Origin of the sequence: Streptomyces sp. NPDC006872 (genome assembly GCF_040635845.1) — a bacterium.
GTDB lineage: Bacteria > Actinomycetota > Actinomycetes > Streptomycetales > Streptomycetaceae > Streptomyces.
Genome location: NZ_JBEYIL010000005.1, coordinates 216,774 through 233,572 on the forward strand (window position 1 = coordinate 216,774; position 16,799 = coordinate 233,572).

Consider the following 16,799-nt stretch of genomic DNA (forward strand, 5'->3'; position numbering starts at 1 on the left):
AATTCCACGCCCCAGACGGTCACCACTCGATCATTATCGAACACTTATTCAATTTCCGGAGCCGCCGAGATTCCCGCCGAGATTCCCCCCGGCATTCCGCGCGCTCCGGGAGCGGGTGCGCCGCCAGCGGCTCAGCAGGCCCTCGGGGACCTCCTCCGCCGTGAGCGCGAACACAAGGTGGTCCCGCCAGGCGCCGTCGATGTGGAGATAGCGCGGCCGCAGCCCTTCCTCACGGAATCCGAGTTTCTCCACGACCCGGCGACTGGGGCCGTTCTCGGGCCGAATGCAGACCTCGATGCGATGCAGGCCGACGCTCCGGAAACAGTGGTCCACGACGAGCGCCACGGCCGTCGGCATCACTCCCCGGCCGGCCACCGATTCGTCCACCCAGTAGCCGACGTGCCCGGAGCACATCGACCCCCAGGTGATCCCGGCGACCGTCAACTGCCCGACGAGCCGCCCCTGGTACTCGATGACGAACGGCAGCATCCGCCCCGCGTTCGCCTCGGCCCGCAGATGCCGGACCATCTGCCGGTAGGTCGGCCGGTGCGCGATCGGCCCGCTGGGCGCGGGCGGCGGAATCGTCGCCTCCCAGGGGCGCAGCCAGTCCCGGTTGCGCCGGTTGACCTCGCGCCAGGCCCGCTGGTCGCGCAGCTTTATGGGCCGTAGGACGATGTCGCCCTCCGTCAGTTCGACGGGCCAGGATGCGCTGTTCAGCTCGCACCCCCGTGGCTGGGTCTGGGGTGGTCGCCGCCGCGGAGCTGGTCCACGGCGTGCTTCAGCAGGGGCTCCAGGACGGCCAGGCCGTCCTTCACCCCGCCGGTGGAGCCCGGCAGGTTGATGATCAGAGTGCGTCCCGCCACGCCGGCCAGACCCCGGGAGAGCGCCGAGGTGGGCACCTTCTCCCGGCCGTACGCCCTGATGGCCTCGGCGATGCCCGGCACCTCGTGATCGATCACCGCGCGGGTGGCCTCGGGGGTGCGGTCGGTGGGCGAGATCCCGGTGCCGCCGGTGGTGACGACGACGTCGTACCCGGCCTGGGCGGCGGCGCGCAGGGCGCTCTCCACGGGGTCGCCGTCGGGCACGACCTGCGGCCCGTCGACCGCGAAGCCGAAGCCGCGCAGCCCCTCGGCGATCAGCGGGCCGCCCTTGTCCTCGTAGACGCCGGCGGCCGCCCGGTTGGAGGCGGTCACGACCAGGGCGCAGTACGGAGCGAGCAGGGCACCGCCGACCGAGTCGTCGAGTGTCATGTCCGGCTCCAGTCGCCCGACTTGCCGCCCGTCTTCTCCTCCACGCGCACGTCCGTGATCACCGCTCCCTTGTCGACCGCCTTGACCATGTCGATCACGGTGAGCGCGGCGACGGAGACCGCGGTGAGGGCCTCCATCTCGACGCCTGTGCGGTCCGTCGTCTTCACCGTGGCGGTGATCTCCACGGCGTCGTCCGCGACCGACAGATCCAGTTTCACACCGGAGACGGCCAGCGGGTGGCACAGCGGGATCAGATCCGGGGTGCGTTTGGCGCCCATGATGCCCGCGATCCGCGCGGTGGCGAGCGCGTCGCCCTTGGGGACGCCCTCGCCGCGCAGCAGCTCGATCACGCGGGGCGAGACGAGGACGCGCCCGCTGGCACGCGCGGTGCGGGCGGTGACGTCCTTGCCGGAGACGTCGACCATGCGGGCCGCGCCCGCGTCGTCGATGTGCGTCAGTCGGTCCTGCGTAGTCATGCTCGTGGCGCTCCCGGTCCGGGCCCGGCGCGGTGCGGCGCACGGGCCTGTTGTGCGCGACACGGTACCCCCAACCAGGAGGGCTCAGCCGAGCAGGACGACCTCGACGTCGGCGCCGGGCTCGACGGACTCCACGTCCTCGGGGACGACGACCAGCGCGTCGGCGTGCGCGAGGGCCGCGACCAGGTGGGAGCCGGCGCCGCCGACCGGGCGGACGGCGCCGTCGGCGTAGGTGGCGCGCAGGAACTGTCTGCGGCCCTTCGGCGAGGTCAGCGCCTTGTCGGCGATGAGTTTCGCGCGCGTGGTGGGCCGGTGGACGTCCGCCAGCCCCATGAGGGTGCGGATGGCGGGGCGGACGAACAGTTCGAAGGAGACGTAGGACGACACGGGGTTGCCGGGCAGAGCCAGCAGGGGGATGTGGTCGGGGCCGATGGAGCCGAAGCCCTGGGGCTTGCCAGGCTGCATGGCGAGCTTGCGGAACTCGATGCCGCTGCCCTCCTCGTCCTCGTCGCCGACGTGCTCCAGCGCCTCCTTGACGACGTCGTACGCGCCGACGCTCACCCCGCCTGTGGTGACGACGAGGTCGGCGCGCACGAGCTGGTCCTCGATGGTGGAGCGCAGGGTCTCGGCGTCGTCGGCGACCGCGCCGACCCGGTAGGCGATGGCGCCGGCGTCGCGGGCGGCGGCGGTGAGGGCGAAGCTGTTGGAGTCGTAGATCTGGCCGCTGCCCAGCTCCTCGCCGGGCTGGACGAGTTCGCTGCCGGTGGACATCACGACCACGCGCGGGCGCGGGTGCACGCGTACGGAGGCGCGGCCGATGGCGGCGAGCAGGGCGATCTGGGGCGGGCCGAGGACGGTTCCGGCGTCGAGAGCGCGGTCTCCCGCCTTCACGTCGCTGCCCTTCGCGCGTACGTGCGCGCGTGCCTCGGCGGGCCGGTACACGCGTACGTGCCCCAAGGCCTGCTCGGGGGCGAGGCTGCGGGCGCGCATCCCGCTGACCGGGCCCTCGCCCAGCCCGCCGTCGGTCCACTCCACGGGGACGACGGCCTCGGCGCCGGGCGGCAGCGGGGCGCCTGTCATGATCCGGGCGGCCTGGCCCGGCCCGACGTGCAGCAGGTCGGCCGCCTGTCCCGCCGCGACGTCCCCGACGACGTCCAGAGCCGCCGGGAACTCCTCGCTCGCGCCCGCGACATCCGCGACCCGCACCGCGTACCCGTCCATGGAGCTGTTGTCGAAGGGCGGCAGCGAGACCGGCACCGTGACGTCGTCGACCAGGACGCAGCCCTGGGCGTCGGGGAGTTGCAGCTCGATGGGTTCCAGGGGGCGGACGGTGGCGAGGATGTCCTCCAGGTGTTCGTCCACCGACCAGAGGCGGTCCTGGGCGGTGGGGTGGGGCGCGGCGGTGCTCAAAGTGGCTACATCTCCTCGGTGACGTAACTGCGAAGCCAGGACCGGAAGTCCGGACCCAGATCTTCACGTTCGCACGCGAGTCTGACAATGGCACGCAGATAGTCGCCGCGATCGCCGGTGTCATAGCGCCGGCCCTTGAAGACGACGCCGTGGACGGGGCCGCCGGCCTTCTCGTCCTGTGCGAGTTGCTGGAGGGCGTCGGTCAGCTGGATCTCGCCGCCGCGGCCGGGCTCGGTCTCGCGCAGCACGCCGAACACGCTCGGGTCGAGGACGTAGCGTCCGATGATCGCGTAGTTCGACGGGGCGTCCGCCGGGTCCGGCTTCTCCACGAGGCCGGTCACCTTGACCACGTCGCCGTCCTCGGTGGCCTCCACGGCCGCGCAGCCGTAGAGGTGGATCTGCTCGGGGGCGACCTCCATGAGCGCGACGACGCTGCCGCCGTGCCGCTCCTGCACCTCGATCATCCGCTGGAGCAGCGGGTCGCGGGGGTCGATCAGGTCGTCACCCAGCAGGACGGCGAACGGCTCCTGCCCGACGTGCGGCGCCGCGCACAGGACGGCGTGTCCGAGGCCCCTGGGGTCGCCCTGGCGCACGTAGTGCATGGTCGCGAGGTCGCTGGACTGCTGAACCTTGGCGAGCCGGGCGGCGTCGCCCTTCTTCTGCAGGGCCGACTCGAGTTCGTAGTTGCGGTCGAAGTGGTCCTCCAGGGGGCGCTTGTTGCGGCCCGTGATCATGAGGACGTCGTCGAGACCGGCGGCGACGGCCTCCTCGACCACGTACTGGATGGCCGGCTTGTCCACGACCGGCAGCATCTCCTTGGGAGTGGCCTTGGTGGCCGGCAGGAACCGGGTGCCGAGGCCGGCTGCGGGGATGACAGCCTTGCTGATCCTGGGGTGGTGCTGAGTCATGTCCGCAACCTTATCCGGTGACTTTGAGACGAATCTGTGCGTTCGGTTAATTCATGATCATATGAGCGTAGTAAAGCTGTGTGCGAGCAATGTGGGACCGGCGCGGGAGCGACAGATGAGCCACCTCGAAGGCGGACCAGATCCTGACAAAAGAATGTTGCGGCGAGGGTTCCTCACCGTGAGGAACACGTTGACGACTGATGACGTGCGGACGGCGGCCTCGGCGCTGGCCGAGCATGCCCTGGAGCTGCCCGAGTTGGCGCACGCGCGCACGGTCGCCGCGTACGTCTCCGTGGGCTCCGAGCCCGGCACTCTGGCGCTGCTGGACGCGCTGCGCGCGCGAGGCGTGCGCGTCCTGCTCCCCGCGCTGCTGCCCGACAACGATCTGGACTGGGGCGCCTACGCGGGCGAGGGCTCGCTCGCGCGGGTCCAACACGGCGGGAAGATGGCCCTCTTGGAGCCGGCCGGGCAGCGCCTCGGCCCCGACGCCGTGACCTCGGCCGACGTGGTGCTGCTGCCGGGGCTCGCGGTCGACGGGCGCGGAATGCGGCTGGGCCGCGGCGGCGGATCGTACGACCGGGTGCTGGCCCGGCTGGCGGACTCCGCGGCCAGTCCCTCCCTGGTGGTGCTGCTGTACGACGCCGAGGTCGTCGAGCGCGTTCCCGAGGAGGCGCACGACCGGCCGGTGCACGCCGTGGTGACGCCGTCGGGGGTGCACCGCTTCACCTGACACGCGCGCGTACGCGAAAGGGGCCCTCCACGCGCACGCGTGAGGGCCCCTTCTCGCTGCTCGGTCGCTCAGGGCTTGAGGACCAGGGTGTCGCTGGTGCTGTCGTCGACGGCCTTCTTGGAGAAGGACCAGTCGAGGAGCTCACCGTTGGCCCACTTGCCCGTCTGGTCGGTGTAGTGGGCGCTGAAGGCGTGTCCCGAGGCTCCGGAGAGGTTGATCCACTTCGACTTGTCGAGGTCGTCGAGGTTGACCACCATCCGCATCGACGGCACCCAGACGACGCCGTAGCCGCCGGCCGCGTTCCAGCCGGTCGCGTTGACCGTCCCCTCGCCGCCGCCGAGCTTCCACGGGCCGCGGTTCAGGATGTACTGCAGGAAGCCGGGGCCGCTGGTGCCCAGGGTCTGGTTCTTCAGGAACAGGCGGTGCAGCCGGCCCCAGCTCCAGGTGTCGATGTCCTTGCCGAGCTTGGCGGTCAGCTCCCAGCGGGCGTCGATCATGGCGCGCTCGAACAGCTTGTCGCGGTTCTTCTCCGCGCCGGGGCGGGTGCCCGACTCGGGAGTCGTCCACCACTCGCTGTCGGTCTTCTCCAGGAGGTTGCGCACGACCTCGAACCAGCGGTCGCCGCCGTCCGGCTGCGCCTGGTCGGCCTCGCGCTCGCCGCACTCGATGACCTTGTCGGTGTCGTCGACGGGGCCGGTGCTGTCGACCGGGTCGACCCACAGGCACTGGTCCTCGACCCGCAGTTCCTTGGGCAGCTTGTTGCCGAACGCCAGCTTGAGGATGTTGCGCCACACCGCGTTGAAGTAGGCGGCGGCCGCCGAGTCGGCGTCCTGGGTGTAGTCCCAGCCCTGCAGCAGTTTCTGCGCCTCGCGGACGTCCGGGTCGTCCAGGTTGATCTTCAGCAGGATGGGCACGAGCAGTCGGGCGATCTGGCTGTCGTTGTCCAGCTGCATCTGCCGCATGTCGTCGGTGGAGATCTTGCCGCCGCCCTTGATCTTGCCCTTGATCAGGTCGGTGATCCGCTGGCTGCGCGCGCCGTAGCCCCAGTCCGTGGTGAGCGTGTAGGGGTACTTGTCCTTGTCGATCACGGCCTGGTTGGCGGTGACGATGTACCCGCGCGCGGGGTCGTACTCGTAGGGCAGCTCGTCGAAGTCGATGTAGCCGGTCCACTTGTACTTGGAGTTCCAGCCGGGCGCCGGGATCGAGCCGTCCACGCCCTTCGCGCGCGTGGGAATCTTTCCGGGCAGCTGGTAGCCGATGTGGTTCGAGGTGTCGGCGTAGACGAGGTTCTGCGAGGGCACGTCGAACTTCTTGGCCGCGGCGCGGAAGTCGTCCCAGTCGGCCGCCTTGTTCATGGCGAAGACGGCGTCCATGGAGGTGCCCGGCTCGAGCGCGGTCCACTTCAGGGCGACGGCGTAACCGTCGCCGCGGTCGGGCGCGGCCGCGTCGACGGTGGCCTTCTTGCCGACGTCGACGAGTTCGTCGTCACGGTCGGACAGCAGGGGCATGCCGTCCTCGGTCTGCCGGACGACGATCTTCTTGGACGTGCCGCCGGCGACCTTGATGGTCTCCTCGCGCGTGACGAACGGCTTGACCTTGTTGTTGTACTGGTAGCCGTCGTCGCCGGAGAGCTTCTCCAGGTAGAGGTCGGTCACGTCGACGCCGGAGTTGGTCATGCCCCAGGAGATCGTCGCATTGTGGCCGATTATGACGCCGGGCATGCCTGCGAAGGTGTAGCCCGAGACGTCGTACTGGCACTTGGCGGAGACGGTTCGGCAGTGCAGGCCCATCTGGTACCAGACGGACGGCAGTGAGGCCGACAGGTGCGGGTCGTTGGCCAGCAGCGGCTTGCCGGTGATCGTGTACTTCCCGGCGACGACCCAGGAGTTCGAGCCGATGCCGTTGCCGTTCACGCCGACGGCCGTGGGCAGGTCGTCCAGGACGTCGTAGAGGCCCGAGAGCTGGCTCGTGAGGGCCGATCCCGTGCCGTCCGAGGTGCCGGTGCCGTCACCCGTGCCGTCGCCCGTCCCGCCGTTCGTGGACGCGTCGCCGGAGTCGCTGTCGTCGTCGCTCTGTTCGAACGTCTTGGTCAGCTCGTCGTACTGGCCCTCCTGGACGATCGCCTGGTTGCGGTCGTACGGGTACTGCGGGTACAGGTCGGCGATCTGCTGCGGGCCGAGGCGGCTGGTCATCAGGGCGCGGTCGATCTCGTCCTGCATGTTGCCGCGCAGGTCCCAGGCCATCGCCTTCAGCCAGGAGACCGAGTCGACCGGGGTCCACTCGGCGGGCTCGTAGTCGTTGGTGAACCCGAGGGCCGCGTACTCCAGGGAGATGTCCGCGCCGTCCTTGCCCTTGAGGTAGGCGTTGACTCCCTTGGCGTACGCCTGGAGGTACTTCTTGGTGGAGGCCGACAGCGTGGTGTCGTACTCCTCCTTGGCGACGCGGTCCCAGCCCAGGGTGCGCAGGAACTCGTCGTTGTCGACCTGGCTCTTGCCGAACATCTCCGACAGGCGCCCGGAGGTCATGTGCCGGCGTACGTCCATCTCGTAGAACCGGTCCTGCGCCTGGACGTAGCCCTGCGCCATGAAAAGATCTTCGTCGGAATCCGCGTAGATCTGCGGGATGCCGTAGCCGTCCCGTTTCACGTCGACGGGCCCGGACAGGCCCTCGAGTGTGATCGATCCCTTGGTCTGCGGGAAGGACGCGCGGACCGTGCTGATGGACCAGTAGGCGCCGTAGGCGATGCCTCCGATGATGGCCAGCACCAGCACAAGCACGATCAAACGGGCTTTGCGCCCCTTCTTCCTGCCGGACTTGCCGGGCTTGTCACCCGATGTGGCGGTGGTGTTGGGGGGCATCGCTGTCCTTGCTGTCCTAACGCGAGCGGCAGGCGGTCCTGGAGTGCTGGAGCAACCATAGGCGCAGGGCCTCGCGGCACTTGACGCGGAGTCCGGTACCAGCACGGAAGGATGTTCGATCTTGCCTCGCCCAACGTCAAGAAATCGTCAAGAGTTAGGTAAGGTAACGAAGTAGTTGGACACGGGGCGCACACCTTCGTGTCCGATGTATCCGATGCACATGTGCGTCCGCGCGCCAGGCGCGCGCGCCGGTGAAGGGAAGCGCCGCTGACTGTCCACCACCTCAACCAGCTCCTGCTCGTCTGCTCGCTCGTCCTGCTCGTCGCCGTCGCAGCGGTCCGGATCTCCTCGCGCAGCGGGCTCCCCAGCCTGCTCGTCTACCTGGGCATCGGCGTCCTCATGGGCCAGGACGGCATCGGCAACATCCACTTCGACAACGCCGAGATGACGCAGGTCATCGGCTACGCCGCCCTGGTCGTGATCCTCGCCGAGGGCGGACTCGGCACGAAGTGGAAGGAGATCGAACCGGCCCTGGCCTCCGCCTCCGCGCTGGCGCTGGTCGGAGTCGCGGTGAGCGTGGGCGTCACGGCCACGGCCGCGCACTTCGTGACGGGGCTGGAGTGGCGGCAGGCGCTGATCATCGGTGCGGTGGTGTCCTCGACGGACGCGGCGGCGGTCTTCTCCGTCCTGCGCAAGATCCCCCTGCCCGCGCGCGTGACGGGCACGCTGGAGGCCGAGTCCGGCTTCAACGACGCCCCGGTGGTCATCCTGGTGGTCGCCTTCTCCACGGCGGGCCCCGTGGAGCACTGGTACGTGCTGGTGGGCGAGATAGCGCTGGAGCTGGCCATCGGCGCCGCCATCGGCCTCGCGGTCGGCTGGCTGGGCTCCTGGGGCCTCAGACACGTCGCCCTGCCCGCCTCCGGCCTCTACCCGATCGCCGTCATGGCGATCGCGGTCACCGCGTACGCGGCGGGCTCGCTGGCGCACGGCAGCGGCTTCCTGGGCGTCTACCTCGCCTCGATGGTCATGGGCAACGCGAAGCTGCCGCACTGGCCCGCCACGCGCGGGTTCGCCGACGGCCTCGGCTGGATCGCCCAGATCGGCATGTTCGTGCTGCTCGGCCTCCTGGTCACCCCGCACGAGCTGGGCGACGACGTGCTGCCCGCGCTCGTCATCGGCCTGGTGCTGACCATGGTGGCCCGCCCACTGAGCGTCGTGGTGTGCCTGACGCCGTTCCGGGTGCCCTGGCAGGAGCAGACCCTGATGTCCTGGGCCGGGCTGCGCGGCGCGGTGCCCATCATCCTGGCGACCATCCCGATGGTGCAGGGCGTCGAGTCCAGCCGCCGCATCTTCAACATCGTCTTCGTCCTGGTCGTCGTCTACACCCTGGTCCAGGGGCCGACACTGCCCTGGCTGGCCCGCAAGCTGCGGCTGGGCAAGGACTCCGAGGCCGCCGACCTCGGCGTCGAATCGGCGCCCCTGGAGCGACTGCGCGGCCATCTGCTGTCCGTCGCGATCCCCACCGGCTCGAAGATGCACGGCGTCGAGGTCAACGAACTGCGACTGCCGGCCGGGGCCGCCGTGACCCTCGTCGTGCGCGGCGGAACGTCGTTCGTGCCGCTGCCGACGACCGTCCTGCGGCAGGGCGACGAACTCCTCGTCGTCGCCACCGACCCGGTCCGCGACGCGGCCGAACAGCGCCTGCGCGCGGTGGGACGCGGCGGCAAGCTCGCGGGGTGGCTGGGCACGGGCGGCGAGCCCCGTTAAGTGCGTGTTTCGCACTGTTCACACCCCATGGTTTCAGGGGTGCCCCAGCCCTGTGGTGCTCATCTTCACAGGCGTCATCGGCCTTGACCCCTGTACGATGAAGGCAGACCTTGATCGAACCAACTCTGCCTGATGCAGAGCTGGCGCGACCGTATGGCGGCCGGGACACCTCCTCGCAGCGGACTCCGGCATCTACCGCAGCACGCGCAAGAGGACAGCTCTCGGCGCCCCCGCACGGGCGCGCCACCAGGCGGCAGAAAGGCACGGGCCGTGGCATCCACGGTCACCACCGAGCCGTCGAAGAACTCGTCGGCCTCCGCCCGCCCGGGATACGGGCAGCTGCTGCGCACCCGCGGCGCATGGACGTTTCTGCTCCCCGGCTTCGCGGCACGCCAGCCGTTCGCGATGCTCACCATCTCCATCGTGCTGCTCGTCCAGCACACCACCGGTTCGTACGGCGCGGCCGGCGCCGCCGCGGCCGTCACCGGCGTCTCCATGGCGCTGTGCGCGCCCTACAGCGGACGCCTGGCCGACCGCTACGGGCAGCGCGCGGTGCTGGTCCCCGGCGTTCTCGTGCACACGCTGTCGGGCCTCACCCTGACCGCGCTCGCCCTCTCCCACGCGCCCCTGTGGGCGCTGTTCGCGGCCGCCGTGCCCACGGGCGCCTCGGTGCCGCAGATCGGGCCCATGGTGCGGGCCCGCTGGGGCGTCACGCTGAAGGGCTCGCCCCTGATGACGACCGCGGCGGCCTTCGAGTCCGTCACCGACGAGCTGACCTTCGTCTTCGGCCCGCTGCTGGCGACGGCCCTGTGCACCGCCGTGAACCCGGCCGCCGGTCTGATCACCGAGGCCTCGCTGACCCTGCTCGGCGGCCTGCTGTTCGCCGCGCAGAAGAACACCCAGCCCCAGGTCGCCGGCGCCGGACACGCGCGCGTGGCACACGCCTCGGCGCTCAGCGTCCCCGGTGTGCGCGTGCTGATCGCGGCCTTCCTGGGCATCGGCGCCGTCTTCGGCGGCATGCAGGTCTCGCTGGCCGCGTTCACCGAGTCGATCGGCGAGCCCGGTCTGAACGGCGTCCTGTACGGGACCTTCGCCGCCGGCAACATGCTCTCCGGCCTGGTCTGCGGCGCCATCGCCTGGAAGACGGCCCCGCAGCGGCGCCTGGTCGTCGCCTACACCGCGCTGGCGCTCGTCGCCTCCGGGCTGTGGGCCGCGCACTCGGTGCTCGTCCTCGCGGGCCTGGGCCTCCTGGTCGGCATGTGCATCGCGCCCGCGCTGATCACCGGCTACACCCTGGTCGAGGGCCTGGTCCCGGCCGGGGCGCGCACCGAGGCCTTCACCTGGCTGACCGGCGCCGTGGCGCTCGGGCAGGCGGCCGCCGTCACGGTCGCCGGACAGCTGGAGGACCGCTTCTGGGGCGGGGCCGGTTTCCTGGTGCCGATGGGCGGCACCGTGCTGGCCCTGGCAGTCCTGCTGGCACTGCGTTCGCGGCTCGCTCCACGCCCGCGTGGCCGTACCGTCGCACGTGGCGTCGGTCACCGCGTGCCGGTGACAGTGGACTGATCCCCGGGAATGCGTCAAGATAGACCGTCGTTAGCACTCACTGAGTGAGAGTGCCAGGAGGAAGACAGTGCCGACCTACCAGTACCAGTGCACCGAGTGCGGCGAGGGCCTCGAGGCGGTGCAGAAGTTCACCGACGACGCTCTGACCGAGTGCCCCAACTGCTCGGGACGCCTCAAGAAGGTGTTCTCCGCGGTCGGCATCGTCTTCAAGGGCTCCGGCTTCTACCGCAATGACAGCCGCGGCTCGTCCTCGAGCAGCTCGCCGTCGTCGTCGCCCGCGAAGTCGTCGACGTCCGGCTCCGACACGAAGTCCTCGAGTTCGACCTCGTCGACGTCGTCGTCCTCGGACTCGAAGTCGTCGAGCACCGGCACCTCGACCGGCAACAGCTCCGCCGCGTAGGACCCCCTGCTCAAGGGGCCTCTTCCTTACGGCCTCACGGGACCCTGTCGTCATCCGACGACGGGGTCCTTCGGCGTTCCTCAAGACCGCCTGGGGTACGGCTCAGGTATGAGGAACGTGCGGCTAGGGTGCGACGCATGGCGAACATGGCGAACGCTGAGATCGGTGTGATCGGCGGCTCCGGTTTCTACTCGTTCCTCGACAACGTGACCGAGCTCCAGGTCGACACCCCCTACGGGCCGCCCAGCGACTCCCTCTTCCTGGGCGAGATCGCCGGCCGGCGGGTCGCCTTCCTGCCCCGGCACGGACGCGGCCACCATCTGCCGCCCCACCGGATCAACTACCGGGCCAACCTGTGGGCGCTGCGCTCGCTGGGGGCGCGCCAGGTCCTCGGTCCGTGCGCCGTGGGCGGTCTGCGCCCCGAGTACGGGCCCGGCACACTGCTCGTGCCCGATCAGCTGGTCGACCGTACGAAGTCGCGGACCGGGACGTACTTCGACGGGCTGCCCCTGCCCGACGGCACGGTGCCCAACGTGGTGCACGTGTCCCTGGCCGATCCCTACTGCCCCACCGGACGCTCGGCGGCCCTGAAGGCGGCGCGCGGCCGGGAGTGGGAGCCGGTCGACGGCGGGACGCTGGTCGTGATCGAGGGGCCGAGGTTCTCCACCCGGGCAGAATCGTTGTGGCACCAGGCTCAGGGCTGGTCGGTGGTGGGCATGACGGGCCATCCGGAGGCCGCGCTCGCCCGTGAACTCGAGCTCTGCTACACGTCGTTGACCCTGGTCACGGATCTGGACGCGGGCGCCGAGAGCGGTGAGGGCGTGTCGCACGAGGAGGTCCTGCGGGTGTTCTCGGCCAACGTGGACCGGCTGCGGGGCGTGCTGTTCGACGCGGTGGCCGCGCTGCCTGCGAACGGCGCGCGGGACTGCCTGTGCACGAACGCGCTGGGCGGGATGGACCCGGGGTTCGAGCTGCCGTAACGGGAGTTGACGTAACGGAAGTCGGCCCAACGGAATCTGGCGTAACGGGAGTCGGCGTAACGGGAGTTGGCGTTTCCCGGGGAGGGCGGACGGGGCCGACAGCACGGACGGAACGGGGAGGGCGGGCCGGGCCGAACAGCACGGACGGAACGGGGGGCGGGCCGGCCGGAACGGGGCGGAACTCATCGTTCGGGTGAGGGAGTTGTCCACAACCCGTGGATAGTCCACCGGCTCCGGCGAGCGGCGGCACGAAGCCTCATCGTGGCTTCGCAAGCCCGTCCCTCGTCGCAGGTGGTGATCCCGTGTCCCTTCCTCCCGCTTCCCCGCCGTCCCCCGCTTCCTCTCCCCGCCCTCCCTCGCCCCGTCCACCCTCTCCCGGCCGTCCCTCTCCTCGCCCTCCTTCCGCTCCGGTCGCCCTCCCGTCCGTGTCGCGTCCGCCGGGGGCGGAGGCGCCTGCCACATGTGAGGTGCCTCCTTTCGACCCCGTGCGCGTCCGCCCCGGGTGGTACCGCCCGGGGCCGCTGGGCCGGCTGGTGCGGAGCCGACGGCGTGCCCTCGCGCTCGGTCTCGCCGTCACCGCCGCGGCGCTCGTCGCGGTCGGACCCCAGAACGGCGATCCGGCGCGCGAGCATCCCGGCGAGAGCTCGCAAGCCCGCGCGCACGGCCCGGTTCGCGCCCCTGCACCGGGTCCAGCCGCCGTACAGAAGGTGACGGCACCGGTACGGATCGCCGACGCGGCCACCGTCCGGCTGCTGCGCCCCGGTGACCGGGTCGACGTCATCGCCGCCGAGGAGAGTCCGTCGGGCGGCGTGGGCGGTGCGGCCCGGGTGATCGCACGTGGGGCGCTCGTGACCAAGGTGCCGGAGCCGCTGGACGCCTCGGGCGCCTCTCTCGACACGGCGGACGGCGGCGCGTTGGTCGTCCTGTCGGTGCCCCGCCCCACCGCGGCGCGCCTGGCGGGAGCGAGCGCGACGGCTCGGTTGGCGGTGACCCTGTGGTGAAGTCAAGCCCCTCGTTCGAGCTACCGAATTGGACACGCCCGCCTCGGGGTGACGTAGGTTGCGGAACTGTTTGTTCCACAACCTGTACATGTGAGGAGTGTCCCCCAGGTGAGCGAAAAGAAGGCGAGCGTCTGGCAGGGTTTCAAGGCCTTCCTGATGCGCGGGAACGTCGTCGATCTGGCAGTCGCGGTCGTGATCGGCGCGGCCTTCACGAACATCGTCAACGCGGTGGTGAAGGGGATCATCAACCCGCTCATCGGAGCGGTCGGCACGAAGAACCTGGACAGCTACAGCTCCTGTCTCAAGGGGCCCTGCACGGGGACGGGCGACAGCGCGACGGGCGTCCGAATCCTGTGGGGCTCGGTCCTGGGCGCGACGCTCACCTTCGTGATCACCGCGGCGGTCGTCTACTTCCTGATGGTGCTGCCGATGTCGAAGTACCTGGCGAAGGTGGAGGCCCGCAGGAAGGCCAAGGAGGGCACGCAGGAGGTCCTGGAGGTGACCGAGCTGGAAGTGCTCAAGGAGATCCGCGACGCGCTGGTCGCCCAGCGGGGCTCGGGCCACAGCGAGCGGTGACGAGGCTGCTCGGGGCCTTGCGGACAGTGGTCCGCGGGGCCCGCGAGGCCGGCCGGACCTGCCGGAGGGCCGCCGCCCGGGTTCAGATGTGGTGGGGCGGCTTCTCGTCGAGGAAGCGCTTGAGGTCGGCGGCGCTGTCAGCGCCGGCGGCCGGCCGCTCGCCCCACCCGCGGTCGGTGTCGTCCGAGGACTGCCGGTCCAGCGGGTCGTCGAAGATCAGCGCGGCCTTCGGGTCGCGCGGCTCGGGGGCGGAGGGGGTGCTCATGCCTCCAGGGTACGGGCCCGGGAGCCGCCCGGAGCAGGGCCGCAGGCACCGACGCCCGGCCGTCGGGCCGCCCGTGCACCCCGCGCAAGCTTTTCCGGCGGTTATCTGCTGTGCTGGGACCCATGACGTCCCGCACGCCTCCGCCGACCCCTCCCCCAGGCTCCCCGGCACCCGACTCCGGCCCCGCCCCCGACCTCTCTCACAGACGACCGCTGCGCAGGCTCACCGCGCGCGGTCGGGACGAGGTGCACCGGGTCGCCACGCCCCTGGAGCTCTTGTTCGACCTGTGCTTCGTCGTGGCCATCGCCCAGGCGGGCGTCCAACTGGTGCACGCGGTGGCGGAGTCCCACGCCGGCGAGGGAATCCTCAACTACGCGATGGTCTTCTTCACCATCTGGTGGGCCTGGATGAACTTCACCTGGTTCGCCTCGGCGTACGACAACGACGACAGCCTCTACCGGGTCGTCACACTGATCCAGATCAGCGGGGTCCTGGTGCTCGCGGCCGGGGTCTCCCGGGCGTTCGAGGACCAGCAGTACGTCGCCGTCGTACTGGGCTACGTCATCATGCGAGTGGCGCTGTCCTCACAATGGCTACGCGTCGCCCTGTCGACCGAAGGCCCCGAGCGGACGATGGCGCTGCGGTACGCCGGCGGCGTGCTGCTCTGCCAGCTCGGCTGGCTGGGGCTGCTGATCGTGCCCCAGGGCGCCAAGGTCTGGCTGTTCCTGGTGATGGCGGTGCTGGAGATGTGCGTGCCGCCCTACGCGGAGCGGAACCATCCGACGTCCTGGCATCCACACCACATCGCGGAGCGCTACGGACTGTTCACGATCATCGTGCTGGGCGAGACGATCGCGGCGGCCACGATCGCCGTGAAGTCCGGTCTCGACGAGAGCGACGCGCTGAGCGATCTGGTGCCGATCGCGGTGGGTGGGCTGCTGATCGTCTTCGCCGCCTGGTGGATCTACTTCGTGGTGCCCATCCATGGGCATCTGCGCTCCAACAAGCAGGCGTTCGTGTGGGGCTACGGGCACTACGTCGCCTTCGCGTCGGCTGCCGCGATCGGGGCGGGGCTGGAGGTGGCGGTCGAGCAGGCGATCGGCAAGGCCCACCTCTCCACGCTCGCCGCGTCGGCAGCCGTGACCCTGCCCACGGCGCTGTTCCTGATGACGGTGTGGCTGCTGCACGCCCGCCACTTCAAGGTCGGCCTGGCCCAGCAACTGGTGCTGCCCGTCACCGCGCTGCTGGTGATCTGCTGCACCTTCCTGGGCGAGTGGGCGGTCCTCGGGGCCGGCCTGGTGTCGGCGCTGGCCGTGGCCACCGGGACGACCCTGACGGCGCACATGGCCGCGCGCGAGGCGCGGGAGTCGCCCGCGGCGCAGGAGTCTCCGAAGTCACCCGAGTCACCGGACAACGAGGCGGGGGCTTCGAGCACGGCCGTGTGACACGACGCGACAGCACCGCGCCCGGCGCGCGCCGGGCGAGACTGGCTCCCATGACAGTTGACGCTCTGACGGACGTCCCCGGCGTGCGGGTCGGACACGCCACGCGCACCGGCGACGGTTGGCTCACCGGCACCACGGTCGTCCTCGCGCCCGAGGGCGGTGCGGTGGCCGCCGTGGACGTACGCGGCGGTGGTCCCGGCACCAAGGAGACCGACGCGCTGGATCCACGCAACCTGGTGCAGCGGGTCGAGGCGATCGTACTGACGGGCGGCAGCGCCTACGGGCTCGACGCCGCCTCCGGTGTGATGGCCTGGCTGGAGGAGCAGGGGCGGGGCGTCCCCGTCGGCCCGGACCCGACGCACGTCGTGCCGGTGGTGCCCGCCGCCTGCGTCTTCGACCTGGGGCGCGGCGGCGACTTCCGGGCCCGTCCGGACGCCGCCACCGGCCGGGCCGCCGTGGAGGCGGCCGCGGCGAGCGAGCCCGGCACGCGGGTGCGGGAGGGATGCGTCGGCGCCGGGACGGGCGCGGCGGTCGGGCTGATGAAGGGCGGGGTGGGCACCGCGAGCGTCGTCCTGGACTCGGGGATCACGGTGGCCGCGCTGGTCGTGGCCAACGCCGTGGGTTCGGTCCTGGATCCGGAGACGGGGGCGCTGTACGGGGAGCTGTTCCAGGGGCGCGTGACATACCCGCAGGCGCAGGTGCACGAGGCCGCGCGCCGGCGGCTCGCCGAGAGCGCGGCGCGCAGCGCACCCGCCCCGCTCAACACGACGCTCGCCGTGGTGGCCACCGACGCGGATCTGTCCAAGGCGCAGGCGCAGAAGCTGGCGGGCACGGCGCACGACGGGATCGCACGCGCCGTGCGGCCGGTGCACCTGCTCCACGACGGCGACACGGTCTTCACGCTGGCGACGGGCGCGCGCCCGCTCGACCCCGACCACCCGCTCGCCCTGAACGACATCCTCGCCGCGGGCGCGGACATGGTGACCCGCGCGATCGTACGGGCCGTGCGCGCCGCCGAGTCGGTGCAGGCGCCGGGCGGGGAGTGGCCGTCCTACGAGGAGTTGTACGGGACCCCCTGAGGCGGGAGCCCGTGAGGCGGGAGCCCTCGACGGAGGAGTTTGTCGCGGTTCTGTCACGTGATGGTGCGAAGGGCGGCCGGGAGGGAACCCG

The 16,799-nt window shown here is 70.9% G+C and carries 16 protein-coding genes; 9 read left to right on the plus strand and 7 right to left on the minus strand.

Features of this window, described 5'->3' with window-relative positions; translation table 11 throughout:
• Window positions 1-48 precede the first annotated feature (48 nt).
• The 5 genes from ABZ725_RS16825 to galU all read right to left on the minus strand — a co-directional run bounded on the left by ABZ725_RS16825 (window position 49) and on the right by galU (window position 4,044).
• Entirely contained in the window at window positions 49-717 is a 669-nt protein-coding gene (locus ABZ725_RS16825; protein ID WP_358803746.1) for a GNAT family protein, read from the minus strand.
• Window positions 714-1,250: a MogA/MoaB family molybdenum cofactor biosynthesis protein gene (locus ABZ725_RS16830; RefSeq protein WP_358803410.1), complete on the minus strand. Its 537-nt coding sequence runs from the start codon at window positions 1,248-1,250 to the stop codon at window positions 714-716. Before ABZ725_RS16830 ends, ABZ725_RS16825 begins: the two co-directional genes overlap by 4 nt.
• Entirely contained in the window at window positions 1,247-1,726 is a 480-nt protein-coding gene (gene moaC / locus ABZ725_RS16835) for a cyclic pyranopterin monophosphate synthase MoaC (protein WP_351914347.1), read from the minus strand. Before moaC ends, ABZ725_RS16830 begins: the two co-directional genes overlap by 4 nt.
• 84 nt (window positions 1,727-1,810) lie before the next feature.
• A complete protein-coding gene (glp, locus tag ABZ725_RS16840) occupies window positions 1,811-3,136 on the minus strand; it encodes a gephyrin-like molybdotransferase Glp (protein ID WP_358803411.1) in 1,326 nt (441 codons plus the stop codon).
• 5 nt (window positions 3,137-3,141) lie between these two features.
• Window positions 3,142-4,044, minus strand: a complete 903-nt coding sequence (gene galU / locus ABZ725_RS16845) for a UTP--glucose-1-phosphate uridylyltransferase GalU (protein ID WP_351914343.1) — start codon at window positions 4,042-4,044, stop codon at window positions 3,142-3,144.
• Window positions 4,045-4,159: 115 nt separating this feature from the next.
• Between galU and ABZ725_RS16850 the strand changes: the two genes are divergently transcribed.
• Window positions 4,160-4,774 carry a 5-formyltetrahydrofolate cyclo-ligase gene (locus ABZ725_RS16850; protein ID WP_358803412.1) on the plus strand — a complete coding sequence of 205 codons (615 nt, stop codon included), beginning with the start codon at window positions 4,160-4,162 and terminating at the stop codon, window positions 4,772-4,774.
• A gap of 68 nt (window positions 4,775-4,842) precedes the next feature.
• Here the strand turns inward: ABZ725_RS16850 and ABZ725_RS16855 are convergent, their stop codons facing one another.
• Window positions 4,843-7,632 carry a penicillin acylase family protein gene (locus ABZ725_RS16855; RefSeq protein WP_358803413.1) on the minus strand — a complete coding sequence of 930 codons (2,790 nt, stop codon included), beginning with the start codon at window positions 7,630-7,632 and terminating at the stop codon, window positions 4,843-4,845.
• Window positions 7,633-7,899: 267 nt separating this feature from the next.
• Here ABZ725_RS16855 and ABZ725_RS16860 point away from each other — a divergent pair, with 267 nt between their 5' ends.
• From ABZ725_RS16860 to mscL, 6 genes are all read left to right on the plus strand, one after another.
• Window positions 7,900-9,399: a potassium/proton antiporter gene (locus ABZ725_RS16860; protein ID WP_351914439.1), complete on the plus strand. Its 1,500-nt coding sequence runs from the start codon at window positions 7,900-7,902 to the stop codon at window positions 9,397-9,399.
• Between the two features lie 270 nt (window positions 9,400-9,669).
• Window positions 9,670-10,962, plus strand: a complete 1,293-nt coding sequence (locus tag ABZ725_RS16865; RefSeq protein ID WP_358803414.1) for an MFS transporter — start codon at window positions 9,670-9,672, stop codon at window positions 10,960-10,962.
• A gap of 67 nt (window positions 10,963-11,029) precedes the next feature.
• On the plus strand, window positions 11,030-11,362 hold the full coding sequence (locus tag ABZ725_RS16870; protein ID WP_358803415.1) for an FmdB family zinc ribbon protein: 333 nt from the start codon (window positions 11,030-11,032) through the stop codon (window positions 11,360-11,362).
• A gap of 137 nt (window positions 11,363-11,499) precedes the next feature.
• Entirely contained in the window at window positions 11,500-12,342 is an 843-nt protein-coding gene (locus ABZ725_RS16875) for an S-methyl-5'-thioadenosine phosphorylase (protein ID WP_358803416.1), read from the plus strand.
• A gap of 425 nt (window positions 12,343-12,767) precedes the next feature.
• Entirely contained in the window at window positions 12,768-13,343 is a 576-nt protein-coding gene (locus tag ABZ725_RS16880) for an RcpC/CpaB family pilus assembly protein (RefSeq protein ID WP_358803417.1), read from the plus strand.
• Between the two features lie 108 nt (window positions 13,344-13,451).
• The gene (gene mscL / locus ABZ725_RS16885; protein WP_351914329.1) at window positions 13,452-13,919 is read left to right on the plus strand and encodes a large conductance mechanosensitive channel protein MscL; all 468 of its coding nucleotides are present in this window, start codon (window positions 13,452-13,454) and stop codon (window positions 13,917-13,919) included.
• A gap of 82 nt (window positions 13,920-14,001) precedes the next feature.
• Here mscL and ABZ725_RS16890 read toward each other — a convergent pair whose 3' ends face one another.
• Window positions 14,002-14,184 carry a hypothetical protein gene (locus ABZ725_RS16890; RefSeq protein ID WP_358803418.1) on the minus strand — a complete coding sequence of 61 codons (183 nt, stop codon included), beginning with the start codon at window positions 14,182-14,184 and terminating at the stop codon, window positions 14,002-14,004.
• A gap of 122 nt (window positions 14,185-14,306) precedes the next feature.
• Here ABZ725_RS16890 and ABZ725_RS16895 point away from each other — a divergent pair, with 122 nt between their 5' ends.
• The gene (locus ABZ725_RS16895; protein WP_358803419.1) at window positions 14,307-15,629 is read left to right on the plus strand and encodes a low temperature requirement protein A; all 1,323 of its coding nucleotides are present in this window, start codon (window positions 14,307-14,309) and stop codon (window positions 15,627-15,629) included.
• Between the two features lie 50 nt (window positions 15,630-15,679).
• Window positions 15,680-16,708: a P1 family peptidase gene (locus tag ABZ725_RS16900; RefSeq protein WP_358803420.1), complete on the plus strand. Its 1,029-nt coding sequence runs from the start codon at window positions 15,680-15,682 to the stop codon at window positions 16,706-16,708.
• Window positions 16,709-16,799: the final 91 nt, after the last annotated feature.